Here is a 23,485-nt window from a genome sequence, read left to right on the forward strand (position 1 = left end):
GATCCCGCAGGTGGCCGACAACTTCATGGACACGCTGATCGACGGCATCGCGGCCGCGCGGCGCTGAACGCCACCAGCACCCATCAACCCGTTCACGCCGAGCCTGTCGAAACGCCGCGCGAGGCTTCGACAGGCTCAGCCCGAACGGCTCTTCTCGATTCTCCGGCCGACGGATCGCCAGCTCACATGCCCCGCGCGATCACGTCCTTGAGCGTCTCGTTCGACCCGCCGTAGATCTTCGCCACGCGGGCGTCCATGTAGAGCTGGGCGATCGGGTACTCGGTGCAGTAGCCGTAGCCCCCGAACAGTTGCAGGCAGCGGTCGACGATCTGGCACTGCTTCTCGCTGCCCCACCACTTGGCCATCAGTGCGTCGTTCGGCTGCAGGGGTTTGCCGTCGACGATGTCCTTGACGATCTGGTCCAGGAAGACACGGCCGATGCGCGCTTCGGTCAGGCATTCGGCCAGGGTGAACCTGGTGTTCTGGAAGTCCCACAGCGTCTGGCCCAGCATCCTGCGGTCCTTGGCGTGCGCCAGCGTCAGCTCGATGGCGCGCTCGGCGCAGCTGATGCCGACCAGCCCGATGGACAGCCGCTCGCGCGTGAACACGTCCATCAGCTGGAAGAAACCCCTGCCCTCCTCGCCGCCGACCAGGTTCTCGGCCGGCACCCGAGCGTCCTCCAGGAAGATCTCCGCAGTGTTCAGCGCGTTCTGCCCGATCTTGTCGATGATCTTGTTGACCTTGAAGCCCGGGCAGGCGGCCTTCTCGACCAGGAACAGCGAAATGCCGCGCGCGCCCGAACCGGCGCCGCCGGTGCGCGCCGCCACCAGCACCAGGTCGGCCTGCTGGCCCAGGGTGCAGAAGATCTTGTTGCCGTTGAGCACGTACTCGTCGCCCTCGCGGCGGGCCGTGGTGCGCAGTGCCTTCACGTCGGTGCCGGCGTCCGGCTCGGTGATGGCCACGGCGATCATCTTCCTGCCGGCGGCGATGTCGGGCATCCACTTGCGCAGTTGCCCGGGCGAGGCCGTGCCGTGGAAGAAGCCGGGGCTGTTGAGCGCACCGGGGATGAACGGGAAGGTCGTGTCGCAGATCCGCGCCTGCTCTTCGATCATGACCACTTCGTGCGCGAAGCTGGCCCCCTGCCCGCCGAACTCCTCGGGGATGCTCATGCACAGCAGGCCGAGTTCGCCGGCGCGCTCCCACACCTCGCGGTCGATGCAGTGCTGGCTGCGGAACTTGTCGGCCTTGGGTGCCACCTCTTCTTCGAAGAAGCGTCTGGCCGTGGACCGGAGCATGTCCAGTTCGTCGGTCATCCAGGGGGATCGGTAAGGCACGGTCACGGGGTCATCTCCAAGGTCTGAGGGGGAATGCGGCGATTGTGGCGACGACCATCCAAAAAATCAACCCACCGTTTGGTTGACTTTTTTCGGGCTGCCAAATAAAGTCCGCTCCACGCCCCCCCAACCCCCTCAATGGAGACGACATGAGCGCAAGCTTGCTGGCAGAGTACGAATGGATCGGCCGTGCACTGGCCGAGGAATGGAAGCCGATGGCCGGCGGGACGATCGAGGTGACCGAACCCGCCACCGGCCAACCGATGGGTCGAGTTTCTCGCGCCTCGGCGGCGGACGTGCGGGCGAGCGCCGCCGCTGCGCGCCAGGCGCAGGGCCCCTGGGCGCAGCGGCCCTACGGCGAGCGGGCCCAGGTCTTTCGCAAGGCGGCGGCGCTGCTCGACGCACACCGCGCCGAATACGCCGAATGGATCGTGCGCGAGACCGGCGGCATTCCCCCCAAGGCGATGTTCGAGATCGACTCCGTGCTGCACCTGTGCCACGAGGCGGCCGCCATGCTGACCCAGCCTTCCGGCCTGGTACTGCCCAGCCAGCCGGGCGTGTCCAGCATCGCGCGCCGGGTGCCGCATGGCGTGGTCGGCGTGATCTCTCCGTTCAACTTCCCCTTCCTGCTGTCGAGCCGGGCCGTGCTGCCGGCGCTGGCGGCGGGCAACGCCGTGGTGCTCAAGCCCGACCCGCGCACGCCCGTCAGCGGCGGCGTGCTGCTGGCGGTGCTGCTGCAGGCAGCCGGCCTGCCCCGCTCGGTGCTGCACATGCTGCCGGGCGATGCCGAGGCCGGCGAGGCGCTGGCGACCGGTCCCGACGTCGCGATGGTCTCGTTCACCGGCTCCACCGCCGTCGGCCGCCGCGTGGGCGAGCTCGCCGGCAGGCACCTCAAGAAGGTGGCGCTGGAACTGGGCGGCAAGAACGCCTTGATCCTGCTGGCCGACGCCGACCTGGACGCGGCCGTCATGGGCGGCGCCTGGGCCTCATGGCTGCACCAGGGGCAGATCTGCATGAGCGCCGGGCGGCACCTGGTGCACGAATCCATCGCCGAGGACTACGCGCAGCGCATGGCCGCCAAGGCCCGCGCCTTGCCCACGGGCGACCCGCACCGCCAGCAGGTGGCGCTGGGGCCCGTCATCACCGAGGCGCAACTGCAGCGGGTCAAGCGCATCGTCGACGAATCGGTGGCCATGGGCGCCCGGCTGCTGGCCGGCGGCACGCACGAGGGCCCCTTCTACGCCGCCACCGTGCTGGCCGACGTCACGCCGCAGATGCCCGCCTTCCGCGAGGAGATCTTCGGCCCGGTGGTCTCGATCACGCGCTTCGGCAGCGATGCCGAGGCCGTCGCCCTGGCCAACGACACCGAATACGGCCTGTCCGCCGGCATCTACGCCCGCGACGTCGGCCGCGCCATGGAACTCGCGCAGCAACTGCACGTGGGCCTGGTGCACGTCAACGACCAGACCGTCAACGACGACGGGACCATGCCCATGGGCGGCCGCGGCGCCTCGGGCAACGGCTCGCGCCACGGCGGCCCCGCCAACTGGGACGAATTCACGCAATGGCAGTGGATGACGGTGCGCGCCACGCCGCCGTCCTATCCGCTCTGATCTTCAGCACCTTCCGACAGGAGACACGACATGACATCGATCCGCAAACTGCTGTCCCGCGCCTGCGGGCTGGGGCTGGCGGCGGCCGCGCTGGCCGGCACCGCCCTCCCCCTGGCCGCGCAGGACAAGCCCGTCATCCGCGTGCTGGTGGGCTTCCCGCCCGGTGCCGGCACCGACACGCTGGCGCGCATCTACGCCGAGGCGCTGGGCGAGCGGCTGAACGCCACCGTGGTGGTCGACAACAAGCCCGGCGCCGGCGGCCAGATCGCCGCGCAGGCGCTCAAGCAGGCCACGCCGGAGAGCAACTCCATCATGTTCGTGGTGGACCACCAGGTGGTCATGGTGCCGCTGATCAACAAGACACCCGGCTTCGACGTGAAGAAGGACATGCTGCCGGTGGCGCGCATCGTCAACTTCTACACCTGCCTGGCCGTGCCTTCGGGCTCCCCGGCGAAGAGCTTCCAGGAGTACCTGGATCTGGTGCGCAGGAGCCCCGACCAGGGCGGCTTCGGCATCCCCGCGCCGGGTTCGCAGGCGCAGTTCGTCGGCTACGTGATGGGCCAGCACTACAAGGTCACGATGACGCCGGTGGCCTACCGCGGGGCGGCCCCCGCCATCACCGACCTGGTCGGCGGCCAGGTGCCGGCCGCCATCGTGCCGTGCGACGGCCTCATCGAGTACCGCAAGGCGGGCAAGGTCCGGGTGCTGGCGATGGCCGCCGCCAAGCGCTACGGCGCCATGCCCGACGTGCCCACCTTCGCCGAGATGGGGCTGCAGATGCCCGCCGACGCCTTCCTCGGCGTCTACGCCTCCACCACCCTCCGGCCCGAGCTGCGCCAGCGCATCACCGACGCGACGCGCGGCATGTTCGACGACCCGAAGCTGGTCGCCCGCTTCGCCTCGACCAACATGGAGCCGGCCTACGCCGGCCCCGAGGAGCTGGCCCGCTTCGTCGACACCGCCACCGCCTTCTGGGCGGAGCAGGTCCGCAAATCCAACTTCCAGGCCCAGTAGTCATCATGACCAAGATCATCCAGGTGGAATGCCTGCCTGTCTCCACGCCGCTGAAGAAGCCGGTGATCATGCCCAACACGCGGATCACCTCGATCGACAGCGTGGTCCTGAAGATCACCGCGGACGACGGCACGGTGGGCTTCTCCGACTCCGGCGACACCTCCTCGTGGTACCGCGGCGAGCTGCAGGAATCGATCATCGCCATGATCGCCAACGTGATCGCGCCGCGCATCCTGCTGGGCGAGGACCCGCGCCACATCGAGAAGATCGTGGCGAAGATGGACCTGCTGGTGCGCGACAACAACCAGGCCAAGGCCACGGTCGACTTCGCGCTGCACGACCTCAAGGGCAAGCTGCTGGGCGTGCCGGTGTACGAGCTGCTGGGCGGACGCACGCTGGAGGCCGCGCGCCAGGGCTGGGTGCTGTCGGCCGGCAGGCCCGACGACGTGGCGGCGGAAGCGAAGAAGGCCAAGGACGTCGGCTTCCACCTGTTCAAGATGAAGATCGGCTACGGCAGCCTGCAGGACGACATCGACATGGTGCATGCCGTGCGCGAGACCGTCGGCCCCGACGCCTACCTGACCATCGACGCCAACGGCTTCTGGAGCTACGAGAAGGCGCTGCACATCATCCGCAGGATCGACTCCGCCGGGCTGGACCTGATCGAGCAGCCGCTGGCGCACTGGGACATCGAGGGCATGGCGCGCCTGCGCGCGGCCGTGAAGACGCCCATCTACGCCGACGAGTCGGCGCAGGAGCTGCACAACCTGAAGGAGATCATCGACCGCCGCGCGGCCGATGGCCTGTTCCTCAAGCTGCAGAAGGCCGGCGGCATCGTCAAGTCGCAGCGCTGGCTGACGCTGGCGCGCCTGGCCGGCCTGCCGGTGCACTGCGGCTGCATGATCGGCTCCGGCCTGGAGCACAGCCCCTCGGCCCACCTGTGGACCAGCAACGAGTGGGCGACCCAGGGGCTCAACGAGTCGATCGGCCCGCTGATGATCCACGGCACGATGGAGAGCAGGAACATCGCGCCCGGCACCGACATCGCCCTGAACATCCCCCGCTTCGAGGGCGGGCTGTGCTACCCCAACGAGGGGCCGGGCTTCGGCGTGGAGCTGAACGAGGCCTTCATCGCCGGCCATGCCACGCCGGAAAGGCTGTCGCGTGTCGTCGGGCTCTGACCCGGTAGCCGAAGGCCGCCGGGGCCCGCTCGCCCACCTGACCGTGGTGGAGTTCGCCGGGCTGGGTCCGGCGCCCTTCGCCGGGATGATGCTGGCCGACCACGGCGCCCGCGTCATCCGCATCGAGCGCTTCGCGGCGGGCCGGGCGCAGGGCGGCATGGCCGCGCTGACGGCCCGGCGCAGCGACGTGCTGGCGCGCGGGCGCGAGTCGGTGGCGCTGGACCTGAAGTCCGACGCCGGCCGGCAGGCGGCGCTGGCGCTGATCGACCATGCCGACGTGCTCATCGAAGGCTTCCGGCCCGGCGTGATGGAGTCGCTCGGCCTCGGGCCCGACGTCTGCCTGGCGCGCCGCCCTGCCCTGGTCTACGGCCGGGTCACAGGCTGGGGGCAGGATGGACCGCTGGCCCGCGCTGCGGGCCACGACATCAACTACGTGGCGCTGTCGGGCGCCCTGCACTCCAGCGCCCGCCGCGGCCAGCCGCCGACACCGACGCCGGGCCTGATCGGCGACTTCGGCGGCGGCGGCATGCTGCTGGCCTTCGGCGTGCTCGCGGCGCAGGCCCACGCGCAGCGGACGGGCCAGGGCCAGGTCGTCGACGCGTCCATCTGCGAAGGCGCGGCGCTGCTGTCTTCCCTGATCTACGGCTGGCGCTCGGCGGGCCTGTGGCGGGCCGAGGCCGGCACCAACAACGGCGACGGCGGGGCGCACTTCTACGACGTCTACGCCTGCGCGGACGGCAGGTACATCAGCATCGGCTCGATGGAGCCCCAGTTCTACGCGCTGCTGCGCGCCAGGTGCGGCCTGGACGACCCGGACTTCAACGCGCAGTGGGACGCGGCCCGCTGGCCGGCGCTCAAGGAGAAGGTGGCGCAGGTCTTCCGCACGCGCACCCGGGAGGCGTGGTGCGAGCTGCTGGAAGGTACGGACGTGTGCTTCGCGCCGGTGCTGGACCTGGACGAGGCACCCACGCATCCGCACCACCGCGCACGCGGCGCCTTCGCCGAGGTGGACGGCATCGTGCAGCCGGCGCCCGCGCCGCGCTTCAGTGCCTTTCCTCCTGCGCCGTGCCACCCGGTGCGTCCGCGCACCGGCGACGTGGCGGCCGTGCTGGCCGATCTGGCAGCCGGCGCTTCGGCTTCCGGGCGAACTTCTCCCTGATCCCCTCAGGGCTGGCGCGGCGGCGGACCGCGGCGCGCCAGACCCTGGTTGTACCCGCCGCGATGGTCCTCGCGGTCGCTGCGGCTGCGCGGCGTGCGCCGGGCCTCGTTGCGCTGCGTGGGCGGCTGGCGGCCCGCAGCGTTGTGTTCGGTGTGGCCGGGACGGCCGTTCTGCGAATTGGACATGGCTTGGACTCCTTCGTCGGTCCGGCGGCGTCAGCCGATACGGAAATAGGCGTTGAGCGCCAGGGCGCCGAGCGCGACCACGACCGCGATCAGCGCGGCCCACAGCATCACGCGGTGGTCTTCCTTGTCGTCCGGGCCCTTCTTCATTGCCTTCATGGATGGTTGCTCCTGTGGGGTTCGACGGGCCGCACGGCCCACGTTCAGCGAAGGCCGCACGGCGTTCATCCATGCTGCGCCTCCTGCGCCGCAGCGATGTAGGACCGGCTGCACCCCGCGCGCAGGAAGCCCCCGCGCCGGGCATGGCCCCTGCGATGGTCCCGGCCGGCTGACAGCGCCGGAGGATGCCGGCTGACGCTCGCGCGGCCGATCCGGTCGCAGCCTGTGGCCATTCGCCATCCGCTGCGATCCCTCCGCCCTGCCGCACATGCCGGAGGGCGGGCGCGCAGTTCACCGGAGCAGCATTCCATGGCACGCATCACCGGCGGCATCCTCGTCCTGTTGGGCCTGATCCTGGCCGCGGCGGGCGGCTGGCTCGCCGCGCTCGGCGGCAGCCTCTACTACGTGGCCGCGGGCCTCGCGCTGCTGGCCGTGGGCGGCCTGCTGCTACGCGGCTCGCCCGCGGCCCTGTGGCTGCATGCGGTGCTGCTGGTCGCCTCGCTGTGGTGGGCCGTGTGGGAAGTCGGCGTCGACTGGTGGCCGCTGGCCGCGCGCCTGGACCTGCTGTTCCTGCTCGGGCTGTGGCTGATCACGCCCTGGGTGCGCCGTTCGCTGCAGCAGGCCGACGGCGGCGCGCGCACCTGGGGCGCCGGCCTGGCGCCGGCGCGCGCGGTGCTGAGCCTGGCGCTCGCGGTGTCGGCGGCGCTGGCGGTGCTGTCCTGGTTCCGCGCGCCGCACGAACTCGCCGGACGCCTCGAAAGCCGGCCCGCCGCGGATGCGGTGCCGGAGACGGCCGCGCCCGTGCCGCCAGGGGAATGGCATGCCTACGGCCGCACCGGCGAGGGCCAGCGCCACTCGCCGCTGGCGCAGATCACGCCGGCCAACGCCAACCAGTTGCGGCTGGCGTGGGAGTTCCGCACTGGCGACCGGCGCGGCCGGCCCGGCGACCCGGAGGAGACGACCTACGAAGTCACGCCGCTGAAGATCGGCAACCGCCTGTTCCTGTGCACGCCCCACCAGTCCGTGATCGCGCTGGACGCCACCACCGGCCGCCAGCTCTGGCGCTTCGATCCGCAGATCGCCGGCGATCTGGCGCTCCAGCACCTGACCTGCCGTGGCCTGTCCTACCAGCCGCCGCGCGCGGTGCCTGCGCCCTCCCCCGCGCCCACGGCCGGCGAAGGCCGGGCGGAGCCCGCAACCGAGCGCCCGCCGCTGCCGGTCGCGGCGAGCCAGGGCGCGACCGACCCGGCCTGCCGCAGCCGGCTCTTCATGCCCACCGCGGACGGCCGCCTGATCGCGCTGAACCCCGACTCGGGCGCGGTGTGCACCGATTTCGGCAACGGCACCGGCCAGATCGACCTGTGGCAGCACATGCCCAACGTGCGCCCCGGCGCCTACTACTCGACCTCGCCGCCGGTCGTCACCGAGCGGCTGCTCATCGTGGGCGGCACGGTGCTGGACAACGCATCGGTCAAGGAACAGTCGGGTGTGATCCGCGCCTTCGACATCGACAGCGGCGCGCTGGTGTGGAACTGGGACTCGGGCAACCCCGACGACACGGCGCCGCTGCCGCCCGGCCGCACCTACACCGCCAACTCGCCCAACAGCTGGTCGGTCTCCAGCGTGGACGAGGCGCTGGGCATGGTCTACGTACCGATGGGCAACCAGCCGCCCGACCAGTGGGGCGGCCACCGCAGCCCGGCGGTGGAGCGCTATGCCTCGTCGGTGGTGGCGCTCGACCTGGCCAGCGGCCGCGTGCGCTGGCACTTCCAGACGGTGCACCACGACCTGTGGGACTACGACGTGCCGGCCCAGCCCACGCTGCTGGACATGGAGGTGGGCGGCCGGCGCGTGCCCGCGCTGGTGCAGCCGACCAAGCAGGGCGAGCTCTTCGTGCTGGACCGCCGCGACGGTACGCCGCTCCTGCCGGTGAGCGAGCAGCCGGCGCCGCAGGGCGCCGCCGCCGGCGACCACACGGCGCCGACCCAGCCCGCCTCGGCGCTGTCCTTCGCGCCGCCGCCGCTGCGCGAGCGGGACATGTGGGGCGCCACGCTGCTGGACCAGCTCGCCTGCCGCATCGCCTTCCGGCAGTTGCGCTACGAGGGGCGCTTCACCCCGCCCTCGGAGCGCGGCTCGATCGTCTACCCCGGCAACTTCGGCGTCTTCAACTGGGGCGGCATCGCGGTCGACCCGGCGCGCGGCTGGGCCTTCACCACGCCGACGTATCTCGCCTTCGTCTCGCGGCTCGTGGCGCGCCGCGACGACATCAGCCTGCTGGTGCAGGAGGGCGGCCCGCCCAAGGGCAGCCTGCCTGCGCTCAACGAGAACTTCGGCGCGCCCTACGCCGCATCGATGAAGCCCTTCATGTCGCCCATCGGCCTGCCCTGCCAGGCGCCGCCCTGGGGCTACGTGGCCGGCGTGGACCTGCGCACCGGCCAGGTGGCCTGGAAGCACCGCAACGGCACCGTGCGCGACCTCTCGCCGCTGCCGCTGCCCTTCCGTATGGGCGTGCCCGGCATCGGCGGCCCGATGGTGACCGCGGGCGGCGTGGCCTTCTACTCCGGCGCGCTCGACAACTACGTGCGCGCCTACGACATGGCCAGCGGCCGCGTGCTGTGGCGCGACCGCCTGCCCGCCGGCGGCCAGGCCACGCCGATGACCTACAGCGGCGAGGACGGCCGGCAGTACGTGCTGGTGGTCGCCGGCGGGCACGGCTCCACCGGCACGAAGCCCGGCGACGCCATCCGCGCCTACGCCCTGCCCGCGCGGCGCTGAGGCCTGCCCGCCCCCCACGCGCCTCCTCTGCCGCCCCGGCCGACGCGCCGCATCGGCGCAGTCTCACAGACCCGGCGCCGATGCCGTTCCACAGTGGACGTGAACACGCATTCATCCGGAGGTGGCCTCATGGCGAACAGCAGCATCCTGGGCGGCGCACCGGCGCCGGCCGAACCCACGGGCAAGGACGTGGACGCGCTCGGCCCGAGCGACAGCAGCGACAGCGGCAGCGACGTGCAGACCGACCTGAACCGGTCGGCCATGCCCGACGAGGCGTCGGAAGGCGCCTTCCCCATCGCCCACGGCAGCACCAGCGACGCCGCCGGCACCGGCGAGCGCGCTGCGGCGGACCCCGCCGCGCCCGTCGTCGATGCCGACCTGCTGCCGGACCGCACCGGCACCCTGCCCCCCGGGGGGCGGCGTCGCGATGCGGCCGACCCCGCGGCGGCGGACGTCGAGGCGATCGCGAAGGAAGAAGACGACGACGAGGACGAGGACGAAGGCTGAGCGCCGATGTGCCCCCGCCCCACCGACCGCCCGACAGGCAGGCCGCACGCCGTCATGACGTGGACGGTCGATCCGCAGTCGTTCAATGCACCGCACGAGCGGGAGACCCGCAGCGCCATCGCGCGCCGCGTGGCGCGGCTGCTGGGCGTGCCCTTCGCGGGGGAGTTCGATCCCGCGAAACCCGCCGGCGCCGCGCACGCCTACCTGGTGCCCAGCGACACGCTGGACCCCGGTGCCGCCCGCGCGGCCGGCGTGCGGGGGCCGGAAGACCTGCTCGGCGGCGTCGTGCCGCACGGCTTCGTGGCGACCAAGGCGATCACCCACCCGGTGGTGGCACCGCAGGCCCGCCAGCCGCCGGGGTGGTCCGTCCGCTTCGGCGAGGCCGTGCAGGACGCGACGCTGCGCGGCTTCACCGCCTTCTGCCACGAAGACGCCATGCAGGCGGCGCGCCGCCTGCTGCCGCGCGGCCCGGTGCGCGTGAAGGCGGCCCAGGGCGCCGGCGGCGCGGGCCAGTTCGTGGCGCGCACCGAGGCGCAGTTCATCCACGGCCTGGCCGGCCTCGCGCCGCGGGACGTGGAGGCGCACGGCGTGTGCATCGAGGAGAACATCGAGCGCCCGCTGGTGCTGTGCGTCGGCCAGATCCGCGTCGGCGATGCGCTGGCCAGCTACCACGGCACGCAGCGCGAGACGCGCGACCGCAAGGGCGCGGTCACCTACGGCGGCTCGGACCTGGTGGTCGTGCGCGGCGGCTTCGAGCAGCTCGCGCGGCTGCACCCGCCGTCGCACATCCGGCGTGCGGTCGATCAGGTATTGGTCTACCACCGCGCCGTGCTCGACTGCTACCCCGGCATGTTCGCCTCGCGCATCAACTACGACGTGGTGCAGGGCGAGGCGGCGGACGGCAGCGCGTGCAGCGGCGTGCTCGAGCAGTCCTGGCGGATCGGCGGCGCGACCAGCGCCGAGATCACGGCGCTGGAGGCCTTCCGGGCGCAGCCCGGGCGCCGCTGCGTCGCCGCCTCCTGCATGGAGGTGCACGGCCAGGCCCAGCCGCCGCCGCAGGCCTGCGTCTACTTCCACGGCACCGACGCCGAACTCGGCCCCCTCCTCAAGTACGCATTCATCCAGACCGGTGACGACCCAGCTATCCGCCGTTGAAATTCCCGTTGCCGACCAGCGCATCGAAGGCAGCTTCGTGACCACCTCCGCGCTGCTTCCCGGCGTGCTGCTCGTGCACGGCTGGGACGGCAGCCAGGCGCAGTACATCGCGCGCGCCCACGAACTTGCCGCGCTGGGCTGCATCTGCCTGACGATCGACCTGCGCGGCCACGCCCGCCACCGCGCCCAGCGCATGGAAGTGACGCCGGAGGACAACCTCCAGGACGTGCTGGCGGGGCTGGACACGCTGCGCAGCCACCCGGGCGTCGACGAGCGCGCCATCGCCATCGTCGGCAGCAGCTACGGCGGCTACCTGGCGGCGCTGGCGACCGCGCTGCGCCCCGTGCGCTGGCTGGCGCTGCGGGCGCCGGCCATCTACGAGGACCCGGACTGGCAGCGCCCCAAGGGCCTGCTCGACCGCGAGAAGCTCAACACCTACCGGCGCGGCCTGATCCCGGCCGAGAGCAACCGCGCGCTGCGCGCCTGCGGCGAGTTCCGCGGCGACGTGCTGGTGGTGGAATCGGAGACCGACAACATGGTGCCGCACGAGGTGATCCGCAGCTACGTGAACGCCTTCAAGCGGGCGCATTCGCTCACCTACCGGGTGCTGTCGGGGGCCGACCATGCCCTGTCCGCCGACGAGATGCGGCAGGCCTATGGGCTGCAGCTCGTGAACTGGATGACCGAGATGCTGCTCGGCGCCAAGGCGGCGTCCGCCACCGTGCGGCCGGTGCCGCGGGCGCCCGCGTGAAGCGCCGCGGCGGCATCGACAGCAGCATTCCCATCGTCTTCCTCGCGACGTCCTACACAGCGCGCGGACCCCGCCCGTACAGTGGAATGGACAGGCAGTGCGGCGTACATCGGCCGCCCTGCGTTCATCCACATCGCACACGAAGGAGTTTGAAATGCACAGCATCCGGAACCTCATGAGCCGCGACGTGCAGGTGATCGGCCCCGACGACACCATCGCCGAGGCCGCGCGCCGCATGTGCGACGGCAACTTCGGCATGATGCCGGTCGGCGAGAACGACCGGATGATCGGCGCCATCTCCGACCGCGACATCGCCGTGCGCGGCGTCGCGCAGGGCCTGGACGGCAGCGCGACGGTGCGCGAGGTCATGTCCGACGGCGTGTGCTGGGTCTACGACGATGAATCGGTCGAGCGCGCGGTGCTGGTGATGGCGCAGTACCAGGTGCGGCGCCTGCCCGTGGTGAACCGCGACAAGCGGCTGGTCGGCATCCTCGCGCTGGGCGACGTCGCGGTGAAGGAAAGCGACAGGGAGCCGGCCGCCGAGGCGCTGTGCGGCGTGTCGGAACCCGTCGCGGCCTGAGCGGCGCGCGACGCCGGCGGGCCGGAACTGCATCCATGAGAAGGCGGGCATCGACGCAGCGCGAACGCCGCGAGGCGCAATACCTGGACCTGCTGCTGGCGCTCTCGCGCCAGCCGCTGCCGGTGGTGTGCACGGCGCCGGAAGACATCGACCGCATCCTGGCCCTGCGCAGCGCCGCGCTGGTGGAAGCAGCGACCGACCCGCCGGTGCTGCTGCGCACCGGCGAACGCTTCATCCCGCGCGCCGTGGTGCTGGGCATCACCCCGGCCGGGCGCACGGCCCTGGCCCGGATGCGCTCGATGCGGAAGCCACCCGAACCCGAACCCCACGAGCCGCCGCAGCCCGCCGCCCGGCCCGACCCGCGCTAGCGCCGGCGCGCACGCTGGCAGCGCCAGAGCTCCTCGGCATAGCAGGCGAACACCAGCATGCCGGCCGCATGGGCGGCCACCAGGTAGGCAGGCGGCAAGGGCTCGGCCTTCAGCCGCGGCGGCCATGCGGCGCCGCGCACGTCCAGCGCGCTGCGCAGCGGCTCCCACGACGCCGACAGCAGCAGCGCCAGGCCGGCCAGCGGCAGCAGTTCCTGGAAGCTGTGCACCATCTGCTCGACCGGCCCGATGGGGCGCCGCGGCACCGCCCAGCGCAGGTCGGCGTACACCGTGGCCTCGTGCAGCACGAACACGGCCACGCAGAAGCCGAACACCAGCGCATCCACCTGCAGCCACAGCACCGCGAGCACGGCCGCGCCCATCTCCGCCAGCATGAGCATGTGCAGCAGCGACTCGCGCAGGCCGGCATTGGCCTCGATGCGGGTGCGCCGATGCAGCGCCCAGTCCAGCACGCCCGCGGCCAGCCAGGCCGGGAGCACGCCGTACATGAGCAGCCAGCGCTCGATCATCGGGCCGCGGCTTGCTGTCTCAGGCCGGCTCGACCACCGGCGTGTGCAGCTCGCGCCCCATCATGCCGCGCGCGAACAGGTAGTTGGCACGCGCGCGCTCGCTCAGTGCGTCGAGGTCCACCCGCCCCGCCGCGTCGCACGGAAAGCAGTAGCCGCGCCCGGGATCGAAGAGCGAACGGAAGCGAAGCCGGTAACGCTGCGGCGATGCGCTGTGCAGGACCATGGCGGACTCCCCGGATGAAGTTGCATCCAGCATGGACCTGCGGACGGGCCGCGCCCACCGGCGCGCAGCGGGTGCGGCCGTCGGCCTGCGTCATCGCCGGGTGCAGTGCATGTCCGACAGCCGGGCCGGCTCAATCCTCGCCCGGCGCCTCCTCGGGCAGATCCGAGCGCCGGATGAAGCTGATCTTGCCGTTGGGCTCGAGCACGGCCCACGCCACCTCGCCGAGCGAGGCGATGCCGGCCAGCCGCATCTCGGATTCGATCTCCGCGCGCGTCAGCCGGTCGCGCCGCAGGCTGTCCGCCAGCACCCGGCCGTGATGGACGATCACGCGCGGCTCGCCTTCCAGCAGGCGGGCGGCGCGCGGCGACAGGTAGGACATCCAGCTCAGCACCAGGCCCCAGAAGGCGAAGGTGCCGATGGCCAGCGCCGCGCCGGTCAGGCTGAAGTCGTTCTGCGTCACGCCCTGCTGGATGAGGTCGCCGATGACCACCATCACGATGAACTCGAAGGGCGTCATCTGCCCGAGCTCGCGCTTGCCGAGCATGCGCACCAGCAGGTACACGATCGCGAACATCGCGGTGGCGCGCAGGACGACTTCCATCAGGGCAGCACCTTCATGGCGCGGTCGGCCTCGACGAGCGGCCGGCCGTCGTCCAGCACGCGGATGCGGCCCGCCACGCGGCCGTTCAGCCGCGGGTTCACCTGGGCCGCGATCTTGAACAGCATGGAGTCGCCGGCGCCGAGCGCGCCGAAGTCGAAGCGGAAGCGCTCGCCGTCCGAGTGCTCCGACTCGGGCGCCGGGACCATCGAGTTGACGGTGATCTCGCGCCACAGCGAGGCCGGCACCTCGATCTGCAGCTGCCGGACCTCGCGCGTCGCATGCACGCGCAGCAGCGTCTCGTAGAAGTCGCCCGTGCGGATCACCGCGGGCATCTCCACCTCCAGCTCGGCGGCCGCGCCGCGATGCACGCTGCGGTGCGGCTGCGGATGGCCGAGCAGGCCCGACACGCCGGCCGCGAGCAGAGCACCGAGCACCAGCAGCGCCAGCGGGCTGGCATGGCGCGACGGGCCCCTGCGCGGGTGCAGGTGCACGGGGCGGATGCCTTCCGGCGCAGGCGATCGGATTTCTTCCAAGACGCGCTTCCTTCGGCGGCGCGGCATGCCGCCTGCGCCGAGCATGTCGCGGAAGCCCTTCGCTGCCTGTCGTCGTTCCCCGCGCAGTGCAGTCAGCCGAAGGCCACGGCCGGGCAAGGCACAGGCCCACAGTAGTCCCGGACCTACGCCCGCATGCCCCCTGAGACGGCACCGCCCGGCCGCCGCGAAGACGACCCTGTGAAGTCCCCTGCCCCACCCCATCCCGTCACGCCATGAACGTCAGCGAATACGTCTGGAAGCGCCTGCAGGCCTGGGGCCTGCACCGGGTCTACGGCTACCCCGGGGACGGCGCCGGTGGCCTGGACGTGGCGCTGGAGCACGACCCCGGCATGGAGATGATCCAGGTCCGCCACGAGGAGATGGCCGCCTTCATGGCCTGCGCGCATGCCAAGTTCACCGGCCGCATCGGCCTGTGCTACGCCACCTCGGGGCCCGGCGCCGTGCACCTGCTCAACGGCCTGTACGACGCGCGCATGGACCACGTGCCGGTGGTCGCCATCGTCGGGCAGACGATGCGCGGCGCGCTCGGCTCGGCCTTCCAGCAGGAGGTGGACCTGGTGGCGCTGTTCAGGGACGTGGCGAGCGACTTCGTCGCGCAGGCCACCGTGCCCTCGCAGGTGCGCCACCTGATCGACCGCGCGGTGCGCATCGCGCACGACCGCCGCACCGTCACCTGCGTCGTGCTGCCCAACGACCTGCAGCGGATGCCCTGCGAGGAGCCGCCGATGGCGCACGGCAGCACCCACACCGGCGTGGGCCTGCCGCTCGACGCCGCCGTGCCGCCGGCCGAGGAACTGCAGCACGCCGCGGAGGTGCTCAACGAGGGCCGGCGCGTCGCCATCCTGGCGGGCGCCGGCGCGCTCGGCGCGGCCGACGAGCTGATCGACGTCGCCGACACTCTGCAGGCCTGCTGCGCCAAGGCGCTGCTCGGCAAGGCCGTACTGCCCGACGACCTGCCCTGGGTGACGGGCACCATCGGGCTGCTGGGCACGCGTCCGAGCTGGGACCTGATGCAGGAGTGCGACACGCTGCTGATGGTGGGCAGCTCCTTCCCGTACACCGAGTTCCTGCCGCCGCCGGGCCGTGCGCGGGGCGTGCAGATCGACCGCGACGGCGGCGCGCTGAGCCTGCGCTATCCCATGGAGGTCGGCCTGCGCGGCGATGCCGCGCGCACGCTGCGTGCGCTGCGCCCGCTGCTGCGCCCGCGGCCGCCGGACGCGTGGCGCGCGCGGATGGAGCAGCGCGTGGTCGACTGGTGGGCCCAGGCCGGGCGGGCGGCGATGCAGCCGGCCCGGCCGCTGAACCCACAGCGGGTGTTCCACGAACTCTCCGTGCGCGTGCCCGGCGACGCCATCCTGACCGCCGACGCCGGCACCGTCGCGAACTGGTATGCGCAGCAGGTGCGCATGCGGCGCGGCATGATGGGCTCGCTGTCGGGCACCCTGGCCTCGATGGGCTCGGCCACACCCTACGCCATCGCGGCCAAGATGGCCTACCCGCACCGGCCGGTGATCGCGCTGATCGGCGACGGGGCCATGCAGATGAACGGCCTGAACGAGATGATCACCATCGCCCGGTACTGGCGGCAGTGGGCCGACCCGCGGCTGGTGGTGATGGTGCTCAACAACGGCGACCTGGCGCAGGTGACGTGGGAGGAGCGCATCCGCATGGGCGAGGCGAGGACGCCCTCGACGCAGCACGTGCCGGACATGCCCTACCACCGCTATGCCGAGCTGCTGGGCCTCCAGGGCCTGTACGTCGACGACCCCGACCGGGTCGGCGCCGCCTGGTGGGACGCCGCGCTCGCCGCGCCCATGCCGGTGATCCTGGAATGCCGCACCGACCCGGACGTCGCACCGCTGCCGCCGCATTTCACGCAGGAACAAGTGCGCCACTTCGCGGTGGCCGCGGTGCGCGACCCGCAGCGCGGCCCGGTGCTGCGCAACACCTTCCGCCAGCTCATGGCGCGGCTGCTCGGGCGGCGCTGAGCCGCCCGCGCCCCGCCGCAGCGGGCCTCAGGCGGTGGCCTCCATCTCGGCCATCAGTTCCGCCTTGCGCGCGGCGAGCTGCTCCTTGAGCGCCACCAGGTCCATGCCGGAGCGGCGCGCCTTCTGGAACATCTCCTCGCGCTCTTCCGTCACGTGGTGGTCGATGTACTCGCCCAGCACGATGACCTTGGCGTCGTACATGGGCTCGTCGGCGCCCATCGACTCGATCTGGGCGATCAGGTCCTTCGCGGAGGCGTGCTCCACCGTCGCCTCGTCCATCAGTTCCTCGTCGTCGATGGCGGCGCGCGCGGCCGGATAGAAGATCTCCTCCTCGAGCTGCGCGTGCACCGTCAGCTCGGTGCAGATCCTGACGGCCAGCGCCTGGCGCTCGCCGGCAGGCGCCTTCTCCTCGGCCAGCTTGTTGTACTGCTGGAAGAGCTTCTTGACGGCGATGTGATCCGCGTCCAGCAGATCGACGGCGTCGTTCTTCTTGGGGGGTGCTTTGCTCATGGGGACTCCTTCGTGGGGTTTCGGGCGATGGCGGCGCGATCGCGCGCCGCAGGAGACACGATCCGTCGTCCGGCCATCGGCGGCTGTCGGTCCCGTTCATGCGCGCGTGTAGGTCGGCCAAGCAGCTCCGGCCGGCGCCGGCGCGAATCGCGTTCGCCGGCTCCTTCGCATCGCTGCCGTGCAACTACGGCCGTACTGCGAAGCGTCCTACAGGGCGCCTCCGGACGCTGGACTACACCAGACCTTCAGACCCCCGCACGAGCCCCACGCTCGTCTTCCACCCCACGAGGACGCCCATGCCCAAGCAACCCCCTTCGGCCGCCGTGCCGCGCGCGGCACTCGACGCCGCCCGGTCCGCCGCGCGCAACACCGACAGCGGGCCCGCCCGCCCCGCCCCGCCCGCCGCCGGCCGCGGCGACGTCCCGGCGCAGAAGGCCATCGAGACCCAGGCCCTGGCCGCCGCCCTGCCCGCCAACCCCGACAAGCCGCTCGAATACGAGACCGGCGGCGGCGCCCGCCGCGCCGCGCCGCAGGGCGCGCACGCGAAGCCGGCCTCGCGGCTGCCGACCGGCAGCACGCCTTCCGAGGCCAGCCGCTCCGCCAAGACCGGCGGCGTGGCGCCCGAGGGCGTCAACGCCACCATCGATTCGCTGGACCGCGTGCGCGTGGACTCCGGCGGCCAGCGCCTCACCACAAACCAGGGCGTGCCGGTCGCCGACAACCAGAACTCGCTGAAGTCGGGCGCGCGAGGCCCGGTGCTGCTGGAAGACTTCATCCTGCGCGAGAAGATCACCCACTTCGACCACGAGCGCATCCCCGAGCGCATCGTGCACGCGCGCGGCTCGGGCGCGCACGGCTTCTTCGAGTGCTACGAGCCGCTGACCCGCTACACCCGGGCGGCGCCCTTCCGCGAGGCCGGCAAGATCACGCCGGTGTTCGTGCGCTTCTCCACCGTCGCCGGCGAGCGCGGCTCCAAGGACACGGCGCGCGACGTGCGCGGCTTCGCCGTCAAGTTCTACACCGACGAGGGCAACTGGGACCTGGTGGGCAACAACATGCCGGTGTTCTTCATCCAGGACGCGATGAAGTTCCCGGACCTGGTGCACGCCGTCAAGCCCGAGCCGCACCACGGCATGCCGCAGGCCGCCTCGGCGCACGACACCTTCTGGGACTTCGTCTCGCTGATGCCCGAATCGACGCACATGCTGATGTGGCTGATGAGCGACCGCGCCATCCCGCGCAGCCTCCGGATGATGCAGGGCTTCGGCGTGCACACCTTCCGGCTGGTGAACGAGGCGGGCGAGGCCTGCCTGGCCAAGTTCCACTGGCAGCCCAGGCTGGGCACCCACTCGCTGCTGTGGGACGAGGCGGTGAAGATCTCCGGCGCCGACCCCGACTACCACCGGCGCGACCTGTGGGAGGCGATCGATGCCGGCGAGTACCCCGAGTGGGAACTGGGCCTGCAGATCTTCACCGAGGAGCAGGCCCGGCAGTTCAGCTTCGACGTGCTCGACGCCACCAAGATCGTGCCCGAGGAGCTGGTGCCGGTGCAGGTGGTCGGCCGCATGGTGCTCGACCGCAACCCCGACAATTTCTTCGCCGAGACCGAGCAGGTGGCCTTCTGCGCGGCGCACATCGTGCCAGGCCTCGACTTCACCGACGACCCGCTGCTGGCGGGGCGCATCCACTCGTACGTGGACACCCAGATCAGCCGCCTGGGCGGCCCCAACTTCCACGAGCTGCCGATCAACGCGCCCGTCGCGCCGGTGCACAACAACCAGCGCGACGGCATGCACCGCCAGGCGATCCACCGCGGCCGCGCCGCCTACGAGCCCAACTCGCTGGGCGGCGGCTGCCCCTTTCAGGCCGGCGCCGCTCAGGGCTTCGTCAGCGTCGCCCGCCGGCTCGACGCCGCGCAGAGCACGGACAAGGTGCGCATCAAGCCCGAGAAGTTCGCCGACCACTACACGCAGGCCACGCTCTTCTACGAGAGCCAGACGCCGGCGGAGCAGGCCCACATCGCCGCGGCCTTCCGCTTCGAGCTGTCGAAGGTCACGGTGCCGGCGGTGCGCGAACGCATGGTGGCGGGCCTGCTGAACGTCTCGCGCACGCTGGCCGAGCAGGTCGCGCAGGGCCTGGGCATGGACCTGCCGGCGCCCCTGCCGCGCGCGCTGGAGCGGCCGCAGCCGCCGGAGGTCGATGCCTCCCCCGCGCTGTCGCTGATGGCGCGGCCGGGCGACGGCGGCATCCGCACGCGCAAGATCGCGATCCTGGTGGCCGACGGCATGGAGGGCACGTCCGTCGCATTGCTGCTCGGCGCACTGGTGCAGGCCGGTGCGGTGCCGCGGCTGGTGGGCTCGCGCCTGGGCCGCTGCCGCGCCGGCGACGGCAGCGTCTTCGAGGCCGACGCGAGCCTGGAGAACAGCCCGGGCTTCCTGTTCGACGCATTGGTGCTGCCCGATGGCGCCGCGGCGATGGAAGCGCTCGCGGCGGACGGCCACACGCTGGAGTTCGTGAAGGACCAGTACCGGCACTGCAAGACCATCCTCGCGCTGGGCGCGTCACACGGGCTGCTGTCGGAAGCCGGTATCCCGATGGCGCTGCCGGACGGCTCGCACGACCCCGGCCTGATCCTGGCCGATGCGGCCGATGCCGCCGAGGCGGCGGCCGACTTCATCACCGCGGTGGGCCTGCACCGCCACCTGGCGCGCGAGAGCGATCCGCCGCGGGTGTGAACCGGGAGGCTCCATGAACCGTTCCATCTGGAAACGCTACGGTTACGGCTGGGTGACGCTGGGCTTCTTCCTGGTCTCGCTGGTCGGCCACTGGCTGTTCGGCTGGTTCGCCTACGTGGACGAGCAGCAGCAGTTCGGCGCGCCGGTGGAGGTCTCCGGCTACACCGTGCAGATGCTGCGCGACACGCTGGAGAACTGGCAGTCCGAGTTCCTGCAGCTGCTGTGGCAGATCGGCGGGCTGGCCTTCCTGCTGTACGTCGGCTCGCCGCAGTCCAAGGAGGGCGACGACCGCCTGGAGGCCAAGATCGACGCCATCCTCGCCGCGGTGGACCCGAAGAGCGCCGACGCCCTGCTCGACGAGATCGACCGCGAGTACGCAGGCCGGCACACCGACCCGCGCTGGATGCGCATGGCGCGCGGCGGCCGGCAGCGCGGCTAGCGGTCGGCGGCGCGCGGGGTCAGCCCGCCGCCATCGCCCGGCATTCCTGCGCGCAGTCGCGGCAGGCGGCGGCGCAGGCCTGACAGTGCGCGTGCGGGTGCTTCTCGCATTCGCCGGCGCAGGCGCTGCAGATGTCGGCGCACAGCCGGCATGCCTGCGCGGCGTGCACGCTGTCGCGCCCCATCAGCGCGGCGGCGAAGCGGCAGGCGCTCGCGCAGTCGATGTCCAGCGCGATGCAGGTGCGCATCGAGGCGCAGTCCTGCTCGCGCAGGCAGGCGGTGGCGCAGCGCTCGCAGGCCAGCGCGCAGGCGTTGCAGGCGGCGATGCAGCGGTCGAAGAGGTCTCGGGTCATGGCGGCGGCTTCCTTTCGGTCCAAGGGGGCGCCGGAGGGCGGCGGGCGCCCTTGCGGCATGCGTCGGACCACTCTGGAAGGAAGCGGACGGCCCGGCTGTCGGACTCCGCGCCGAGCGGCTGTATCCGCCGCGCGGAACCCGGCTACACCCGCGTGCGCCGGCTGAGCGACAGGTTGCCGTCGAGCGTGTTGAAGGAGATGGTCGGCGCGCTGAGCTCGCTCAGGGGCGCGCCCAGGCCGATCTCTCCGCTGCCGTGCAGCACGCACTCCTCGCGCCGCAGCGCGATCTCGCTGCTGGCGCCGATGCGGTTGTGGAAGCGCACCCAGGTGCCATAGGTGCTCACGTCGATCAGCACGCAGCTGCCGTTGCGCGCTTCCAGCCGCGCGTGCAGCCGGGACACGCGCGGGTCGTTGACGACGAACTCCGCCTCGTCCACCCGGCCCAGGTGGATGGGCAGCTGCTCCGCGGTGAACATGCTGCGCACGTCCAGCCACGACAGCTCGATCTGCCCGAAGCTGGAATCGGCGCTGCGCGGCGGCGGCACCAGCGGCGAGGGGACGGTGAGGAATTCGGTCACCTCCTCCTGCCAGTCCACGCGATGGACCACGGGCATCTCGGTGCGGCCGCGGATGTTGATCGGGCCCAGGCTGCGGTGCTGCGCGTCGCTGCCCTGCAGCTGCGCGATGGCGGAGTCGGTGGCCCAGATCTGGCTCGGGCCGGCCAGGTCGCTCAGGCGGGAGGCCACGTTGACGGCGTCGCCGTAGCTGTCGCCGTCCACCTGCAGCACCTCGCCGCTGGCGACGCCGATCTGCAGTTCCATGCGCAGCGGCGCGGGCCAGTTCTGCAGGCGCTTGTGGTGGCTGCGCTGCATCTCCAGCACGGCGGCGATGGCGGAGGGCCCGTCGTTGAAGATCGCCAGGACGCCGTCGCCCAGCGTCTTGACCACCCGGCCCTCGTGCGCCTCGCACACGTTGCCGATCCACTGGATCAGGCGCGTCACCGTCTCGGTGGCGCGCGCGTTGCCCATGATCTCGAAGACCCGCGTGCTCCCGGTGAGATCCGCAAAGACGACGGTGGTGGTCATGGAGTCACGCACATGGGCAGGTTCAACTAATTATGGCAACGGGTGCGCACGAAGCCTGGCGCACGCCTGTGACGATCTGAACGCTGGCTCTCGACAAGATACGCCCACTCACATCCTGCTCTCGAAGTGTTATCGGCAGTATGCGCCGCATCTAAGACTTTGGTTTCTGTTTTCGGGAATCAGCTCCAGGAAAGCGCGAAATACTGTTGTTTTTAAACATGAATAATTGTTTCCCGCTTGCCGCCGCCGGGGGCGCTGCGTATGGTTCCGTTCCATCACTGTTCCGCTGTGTTCCGATCCAAGCCATGGCGTTTCCCAACAGCCTGCTGCGTTTTCTCTCCTTCTCGGCGTCGCGCCAGCCCGTGGCCAGCGAGCGGACGGTGCAGCGCATCCGCGAGTCGATGCTCGCGCTGCTGCAATCCCACCAGGGCGAGCGCTTCCACCGCGTCGCCCAGCGGGTGCGCTATGCCGACGAGCTGGAATCCCTGTGGTACCTGCGCCAGGACATGCTGGCCGCCCTGAGCGACGTGCATGGCGAGCGCGGCGCACGCCAGCAGATGGCGGCGGTGACGCGGATGTTCAGGGGCGCCCTGCCCCAGTCGATGGCGCCGCGCACGCACGGGCAGCGCTACGCGCGCGGATGAACGGGGCCCTGCGCTCGAAGGAATGAAAAAAAGAGCGCCTTCGGCGCTCTTTTTTGTTGGGTGCGCGGGCGTCAGGCGTGGTGGTGGTGATCGTGTCCATGACCATGATGATGGCGGCTGCCTCCCACCCCGTGGCCCCACACGAGGAAGACCTCGCGTTCCTGCGCCGCCATTTCGACCGGGGCGCCGACGGGCAGCAGCACCTTGGTCGGCACGTGGCCGAACGGCAGGCCGGCCAGCACCGGCACCTTCAGCAGCGAGCGCAGCCGGTCGATCACCGTCTGCAGGCGGAAGCCGCGGTCGTGCGGCACCGCCCGGAAGCCGGTGAACTGGCCCAGCACGACGGCCTTCTGGCGGCCCAGCACGCCGGCATGGCGCAACTGGTCGAGCATGCGCTCGATGCGGTAGGGGTGCTCGCCCACGTCCTCCAGGAACAGCACACCCTTGTCGACGGCGGGGAAGTACGGCGTGCCCAGCAGGCTGACCAGCACGCGCAGGTTGCCGCCCCACAGCGTGGCGCCGTGGACGGGCTTCAACGCCACCCCGGCGTCGCGCGACGACATGCGCCAGCCGGTGCCCTCGCCCTGCCCTTCGAGCAGGTCGTCGAAGCAGGCTTCCATGATGTCGTCCGGCCCGGCCTCGGCGCCGAAGTCCTCGCCCAGCGCGGGGCCGGCCCAGCTCACCTGGCCCGTTTTGGCCAGCAGCGCCAGCTGGAAGGCGGTGAAGTCGCTCAGGCCGACGAAGGCCGTGCCCCTGTCGATCGCCTTGGCCACGGCCTTGTAGGGCAAGGCGTCGAGGATGCGCGTCAGGCCGTAGCCACCGCGCGTGATCAGCGCGACGTCGGCGCCGCTGGCGGCCGCGCGCCCGATGGCGGCCAGCCGGGTGGCGTCGTCGCCCGCGAAGCGCTGCCAGCTCTTCAGCGCGGCCTCGTCGATCTCGACCTCGTGGCCCAGCGCCTTCAGTCGCGCCACGCCGCGCCGGAAGGCGGCCTTGTCGCGCACGGCGCCGGAGGGGGAATAGATGTAGATGTGTCGTCGATGGCTCACGGC

At 71.7% G+C, this 23,485-nt stretch carries 25 protein-coding genes; 14 read left to right on the top strand and 11 right to left on the bottom strand.

Going from position 1 to position 23,485, the window contains the following annotated elements; translation table 11 throughout:
- Positions 1-182: 182 nt before the first annotated feature.
- Positions 183-1,340 carry an acyl-CoA dehydrogenase family protein gene (locus tag ACIY1X_RS00935; protein ID WP_399677313.1) on the bottom strand — a complete coding sequence of 386 codons (1,158 nt, stop codon included), beginning with the start codon at positions 1,338-1,340 and terminating at the stop codon, positions 183-185.
- A 143-nt stretch (positions 1,341-1,483) separates the two neighbouring features.
- Between ACIY1X_RS00935 and ACIY1X_RS00940 the strand changes: the two genes are divergently transcribed.
- Genes ACIY1X_RS00940 through ACIY1X_RS00955 form a run of 4 tightly spaced genes read left to right on the top strand, consistent with a single transcriptional unit; the run spans position 1,484 to position 6,301 of the window.
- Positions 1,484-2,947: a benzaldehyde dehydrogenase gene (locus ACIY1X_RS00940; RefSeq protein ID WP_399677315.1), complete on the top strand. Its 1,464-nt coding sequence runs from the start codon at positions 1,484-1,486 to the stop codon at positions 2,945-2,947.
- Positions 2,948-2,977: 30 nt separating this feature from the next.
- Positions 2,978-3,961, top strand: a complete 984-nt coding sequence (locus tag ACIY1X_RS00945; protein WP_399677317.1) for a tripartite tricarboxylate transporter substrate-binding protein — start codon at positions 2,978-2,980, stop codon at positions 3,959-3,961.
- A 5-nt stretch (positions 3,962-3,966) separates the two neighbouring features.
- Positions 3,967-5,142, top strand: a complete 1,176-nt coding sequence (locus ACIY1X_RS00950; protein WP_399677319.1) for a mandelate racemase/muconate lactonizing enzyme family protein — start codon at positions 3,967-3,969, stop codon at positions 5,140-5,142.
- Positions 5,126-6,301, top strand: coding sequence for a CaiB/BaiF CoA transferase family protein (locus ACIY1X_RS00955; protein ID WP_399677321.1), 1,176 nt, complete (start codon positions 5,126-5,128; stop codon positions 6,299-6,301). The genes ACIY1X_RS00950 and ACIY1X_RS00955 overlap by 17 nt, the downstream gene beginning before the upstream one ends.
- Positions 6,302-6,306: 5 nt before the next feature.
- Here ACIY1X_RS00955 and ACIY1X_RS00960 read toward each other — a convergent pair whose 3' ends face one another.
- A complete protein-coding gene (locus ACIY1X_RS00960) occupies positions 6,307-6,486 on the bottom strand; it encodes a hypothetical protein (RefSeq protein ID WP_038216751.1) in 180 nt (59 codons plus the stop codon).
- 30 nt (positions 6,487-6,516) lie between these two features.
- A complete protein-coding gene (locus ACIY1X_RS00965; RefSeq protein WP_281173476.1) occupies positions 6,517-6,642 on the bottom strand; it encodes a hypothetical protein in 126 nt (41 codons plus the stop codon).
- Positions 6,643-6,951: 309 nt separating this feature from the next.
- Here ACIY1X_RS00965 and ACIY1X_RS00970 point away from each other — a divergent pair, with 309 nt between their 5' ends.
- The 6 genes from ACIY1X_RS00970 (at position 6,952) to ACIY1X_RS00995 (ending at position 12,778) form a co-directional block, all read left to right on the top strand.
- Complete coding sequence (locus ACIY1X_RS00970) at positions 6,952-9,417, top strand: membrane-bound PQQ-dependent dehydrogenase, glucose/quinate/shikimate family (protein ID WP_399677324.1); 2,466 nt, start codon at positions 6,952-6,954, stop codon at positions 9,415-9,417.
- Positions 9,418-9,546: 129 nt separating this feature from the next.
- Positions 9,547-9,924, top strand: a complete 378-nt coding sequence (locus ACIY1X_RS00975; RefSeq protein ID WP_399677326.1) for a hypothetical protein — start codon at positions 9,547-9,549, stop codon at positions 9,922-9,924.
- A gap of 54 nt (positions 9,925-9,978) precedes the next feature.
- On the top strand, positions 9,979-11,079 hold the full coding sequence (locus tag ACIY1X_RS00980) for a DUF3182 family protein (protein WP_399677328.1): 1,101 nt from the start codon (positions 9,979-9,981) through the stop codon (positions 11,077-11,079).
- Positions 11,054-11,830 (top strand): alpha/beta hydrolase family protein, encoded by a 777-nt coding sequence (locus tag ACIY1X_RS00985; protein WP_399677329.1) that lies wholly within the window; start codon positions 11,054-11,056, stop codon positions 11,828-11,830. Before ACIY1X_RS00980 ends, ACIY1X_RS00985 begins: the two co-directional genes overlap by 26 nt.
- A gap of 154 nt (positions 11,831-11,984) precedes the next feature.
- Complete coding sequence (locus ACIY1X_RS00990; protein ID WP_399677331.1) at positions 11,985-12,410, top strand: CBS domain-containing protein; 426 nt, start codon at positions 11,985-11,987, stop codon at positions 12,408-12,410.
- A gap of 35 nt (positions 12,411-12,445) precedes the next feature.
- Positions 12,446-12,778, top strand: a complete 333-nt coding sequence (locus ACIY1X_RS00995) for a hypothetical protein (protein ID WP_399677333.1) — start codon at positions 12,446-12,448, stop codon at positions 12,776-12,778.
- On the opposite strand, the gene ACIY1X_RS01000 is transcribed toward ACIY1X_RS00995, so the two are convergent.
- The 4 genes from ACIY1X_RS01000 to ACIY1X_RS01015 all read right to left on the bottom strand — a co-directional run bounded on the left by ACIY1X_RS01000 (position 12,775) and on the right by ACIY1X_RS01015 (position 14,662).
- A complete protein-coding gene (locus ACIY1X_RS01000) occupies positions 12,775-13,305 on the bottom strand; it encodes a diguanylate cyclase (RefSeq protein ID WP_399677335.1) in 531 nt (176 codons plus the stop codon). The two genes, ACIY1X_RS00995 and ACIY1X_RS01000, sit on opposite strands and share 4 nt — an antisense overlap.
- 19 nt (positions 13,306-13,324) lie before the next feature.
- Positions 13,325-13,528 carry a hypothetical protein gene (locus ACIY1X_RS01005; protein WP_399677337.1) on the bottom strand — a complete coding sequence of 68 codons (204 nt, stop codon included), beginning with the start codon at positions 13,526-13,528 and terminating at the stop codon, positions 13,325-13,327.
- 130 nt (positions 13,529-13,658) lie between these two features.
- The gene (locus ACIY1X_RS01010; protein ID WP_399677339.1) at positions 13,659-14,129 is read right to left on the bottom strand and encodes a DUF421 domain-containing protein; all 471 of its coding nucleotides are present in this window, start codon (positions 14,127-14,129) and stop codon (positions 13,659-13,661) included.
- The gene (locus ACIY1X_RS01015) at positions 14,129-14,662 is read right to left on the bottom strand and encodes a hypothetical protein (protein WP_399677341.1); all 534 of its coding nucleotides are present in this window, start codon (positions 14,660-14,662) and stop codon (positions 14,129-14,131) included. Before ACIY1X_RS01015 ends, ACIY1X_RS01010 begins: the two co-directional genes overlap by 1 nt.
- A 233-nt stretch (positions 14,663-14,895) precedes the next feature.
- Between ACIY1X_RS01015 and ACIY1X_RS01020 the strand changes: the two genes are divergently transcribed.
- Positions 14,896-16,671 carry a thiamine pyrophosphate-requiring protein gene (locus ACIY1X_RS01020; RefSeq protein ID WP_399677343.1) on the top strand — a complete coding sequence of 592 codons (1,776 nt, stop codon included), beginning with the start codon at positions 14,896-14,898 and terminating at the stop codon, positions 16,669-16,671.
- 27 nt (positions 16,672-16,698) lie between these two features.
- Here the strand turns inward: ACIY1X_RS01020 and ACIY1X_RS01025 are convergent, their stop codons facing one another.
- Positions 16,699-17,181 carry a hemerythrin domain-containing protein gene (locus ACIY1X_RS01025; protein WP_399677345.1) on the bottom strand — a complete coding sequence of 161 codons (483 nt, stop codon included), beginning with the start codon at positions 17,179-17,181 and terminating at the stop codon, positions 16,699-16,701.
- A gap of 296 nt (positions 17,182-17,477) precedes the next feature.
- Between ACIY1X_RS01025 and ACIY1X_RS01030 the strand changes: the two genes are divergently transcribed.
- Together ACIY1X_RS01030 and ACIY1X_RS01035 are read left to right on the top strand one after the other, a co-directional pair.
- Positions 17,478-19,916 (top strand): catalase, encoded by a 2,439-nt coding sequence (locus tag ACIY1X_RS01030; protein WP_399677347.1) that lies wholly within the window; start codon positions 17,478-17,480, stop codon positions 19,914-19,916.
- A 13-nt stretch (positions 19,917-19,929) separates the two neighbouring features.
- Positions 19,930-20,355: a DUF6766 family protein gene (locus tag ACIY1X_RS01035; RefSeq protein WP_399677349.1), complete on the top strand. Its 426-nt coding sequence runs from the start codon at positions 19,930-19,932 to the stop codon at positions 20,353-20,355.
- Positions 20,356-20,374: 19 nt separating this feature from the next.
- On the opposite strand, the gene ACIY1X_RS01040 is transcribed toward ACIY1X_RS01035, so the two are convergent.
- Both ACIY1X_RS01040 and ACIY1X_RS01045 read right to left on the bottom strand, forming a co-directional pair.
- Positions 20,375-20,707 (bottom strand): four-helix bundle copper-binding protein, encoded by a 333-nt coding sequence (locus tag ACIY1X_RS01040; protein WP_038216786.1) that lies wholly within the window; start codon positions 20,705-20,707, stop codon positions 20,375-20,377.
- Between the two features lie 143 nt (positions 20,708-20,850).
- A complete protein-coding gene (locus ACIY1X_RS01045; RefSeq protein ID WP_399677351.1) occupies positions 20,851-21,792 on the bottom strand; it encodes an adenylate/guanylate cyclase domain-containing protein in 942 nt (313 codons plus the stop codon).
- Between the two features lie 305 nt (positions 21,793-22,097).
- Here ACIY1X_RS01045 and ACIY1X_RS01050 point away from each other — a divergent pair, with 305 nt between their 5' ends.
- Positions 22,098-22,436, top strand: a complete 339-nt coding sequence (locus tag ACIY1X_RS01050) for a hypothetical protein (protein ID WP_399677352.1) — start codon at positions 22,098-22,100, stop codon at positions 22,434-22,436.
- Between the two features lie 71 nt (positions 22,437-22,507).
- Here the strand turns inward: ACIY1X_RS01050 and ACIY1X_RS01055 are convergent, their stop codons facing one another.
- Complete coding sequence (locus ACIY1X_RS01055; RefSeq protein ID WP_399677353.1) at positions 22,508-23,482, bottom strand: LD-carboxypeptidase; 975 nt, start codon at positions 23,480-23,482, stop codon at positions 22,508-22,510.
- Positions 23,483-23,485 lie beyond the last annotated feature (3 nt).

The organism is Xenophilus sp., assembly GCF_044462705.1.
Lineage (GTDB): Bacteria > Pseudomonadota > Gammaproteobacteria > Burkholderiales > Burkholderiaceae_C > Xenophilus > Xenophilus azovorans.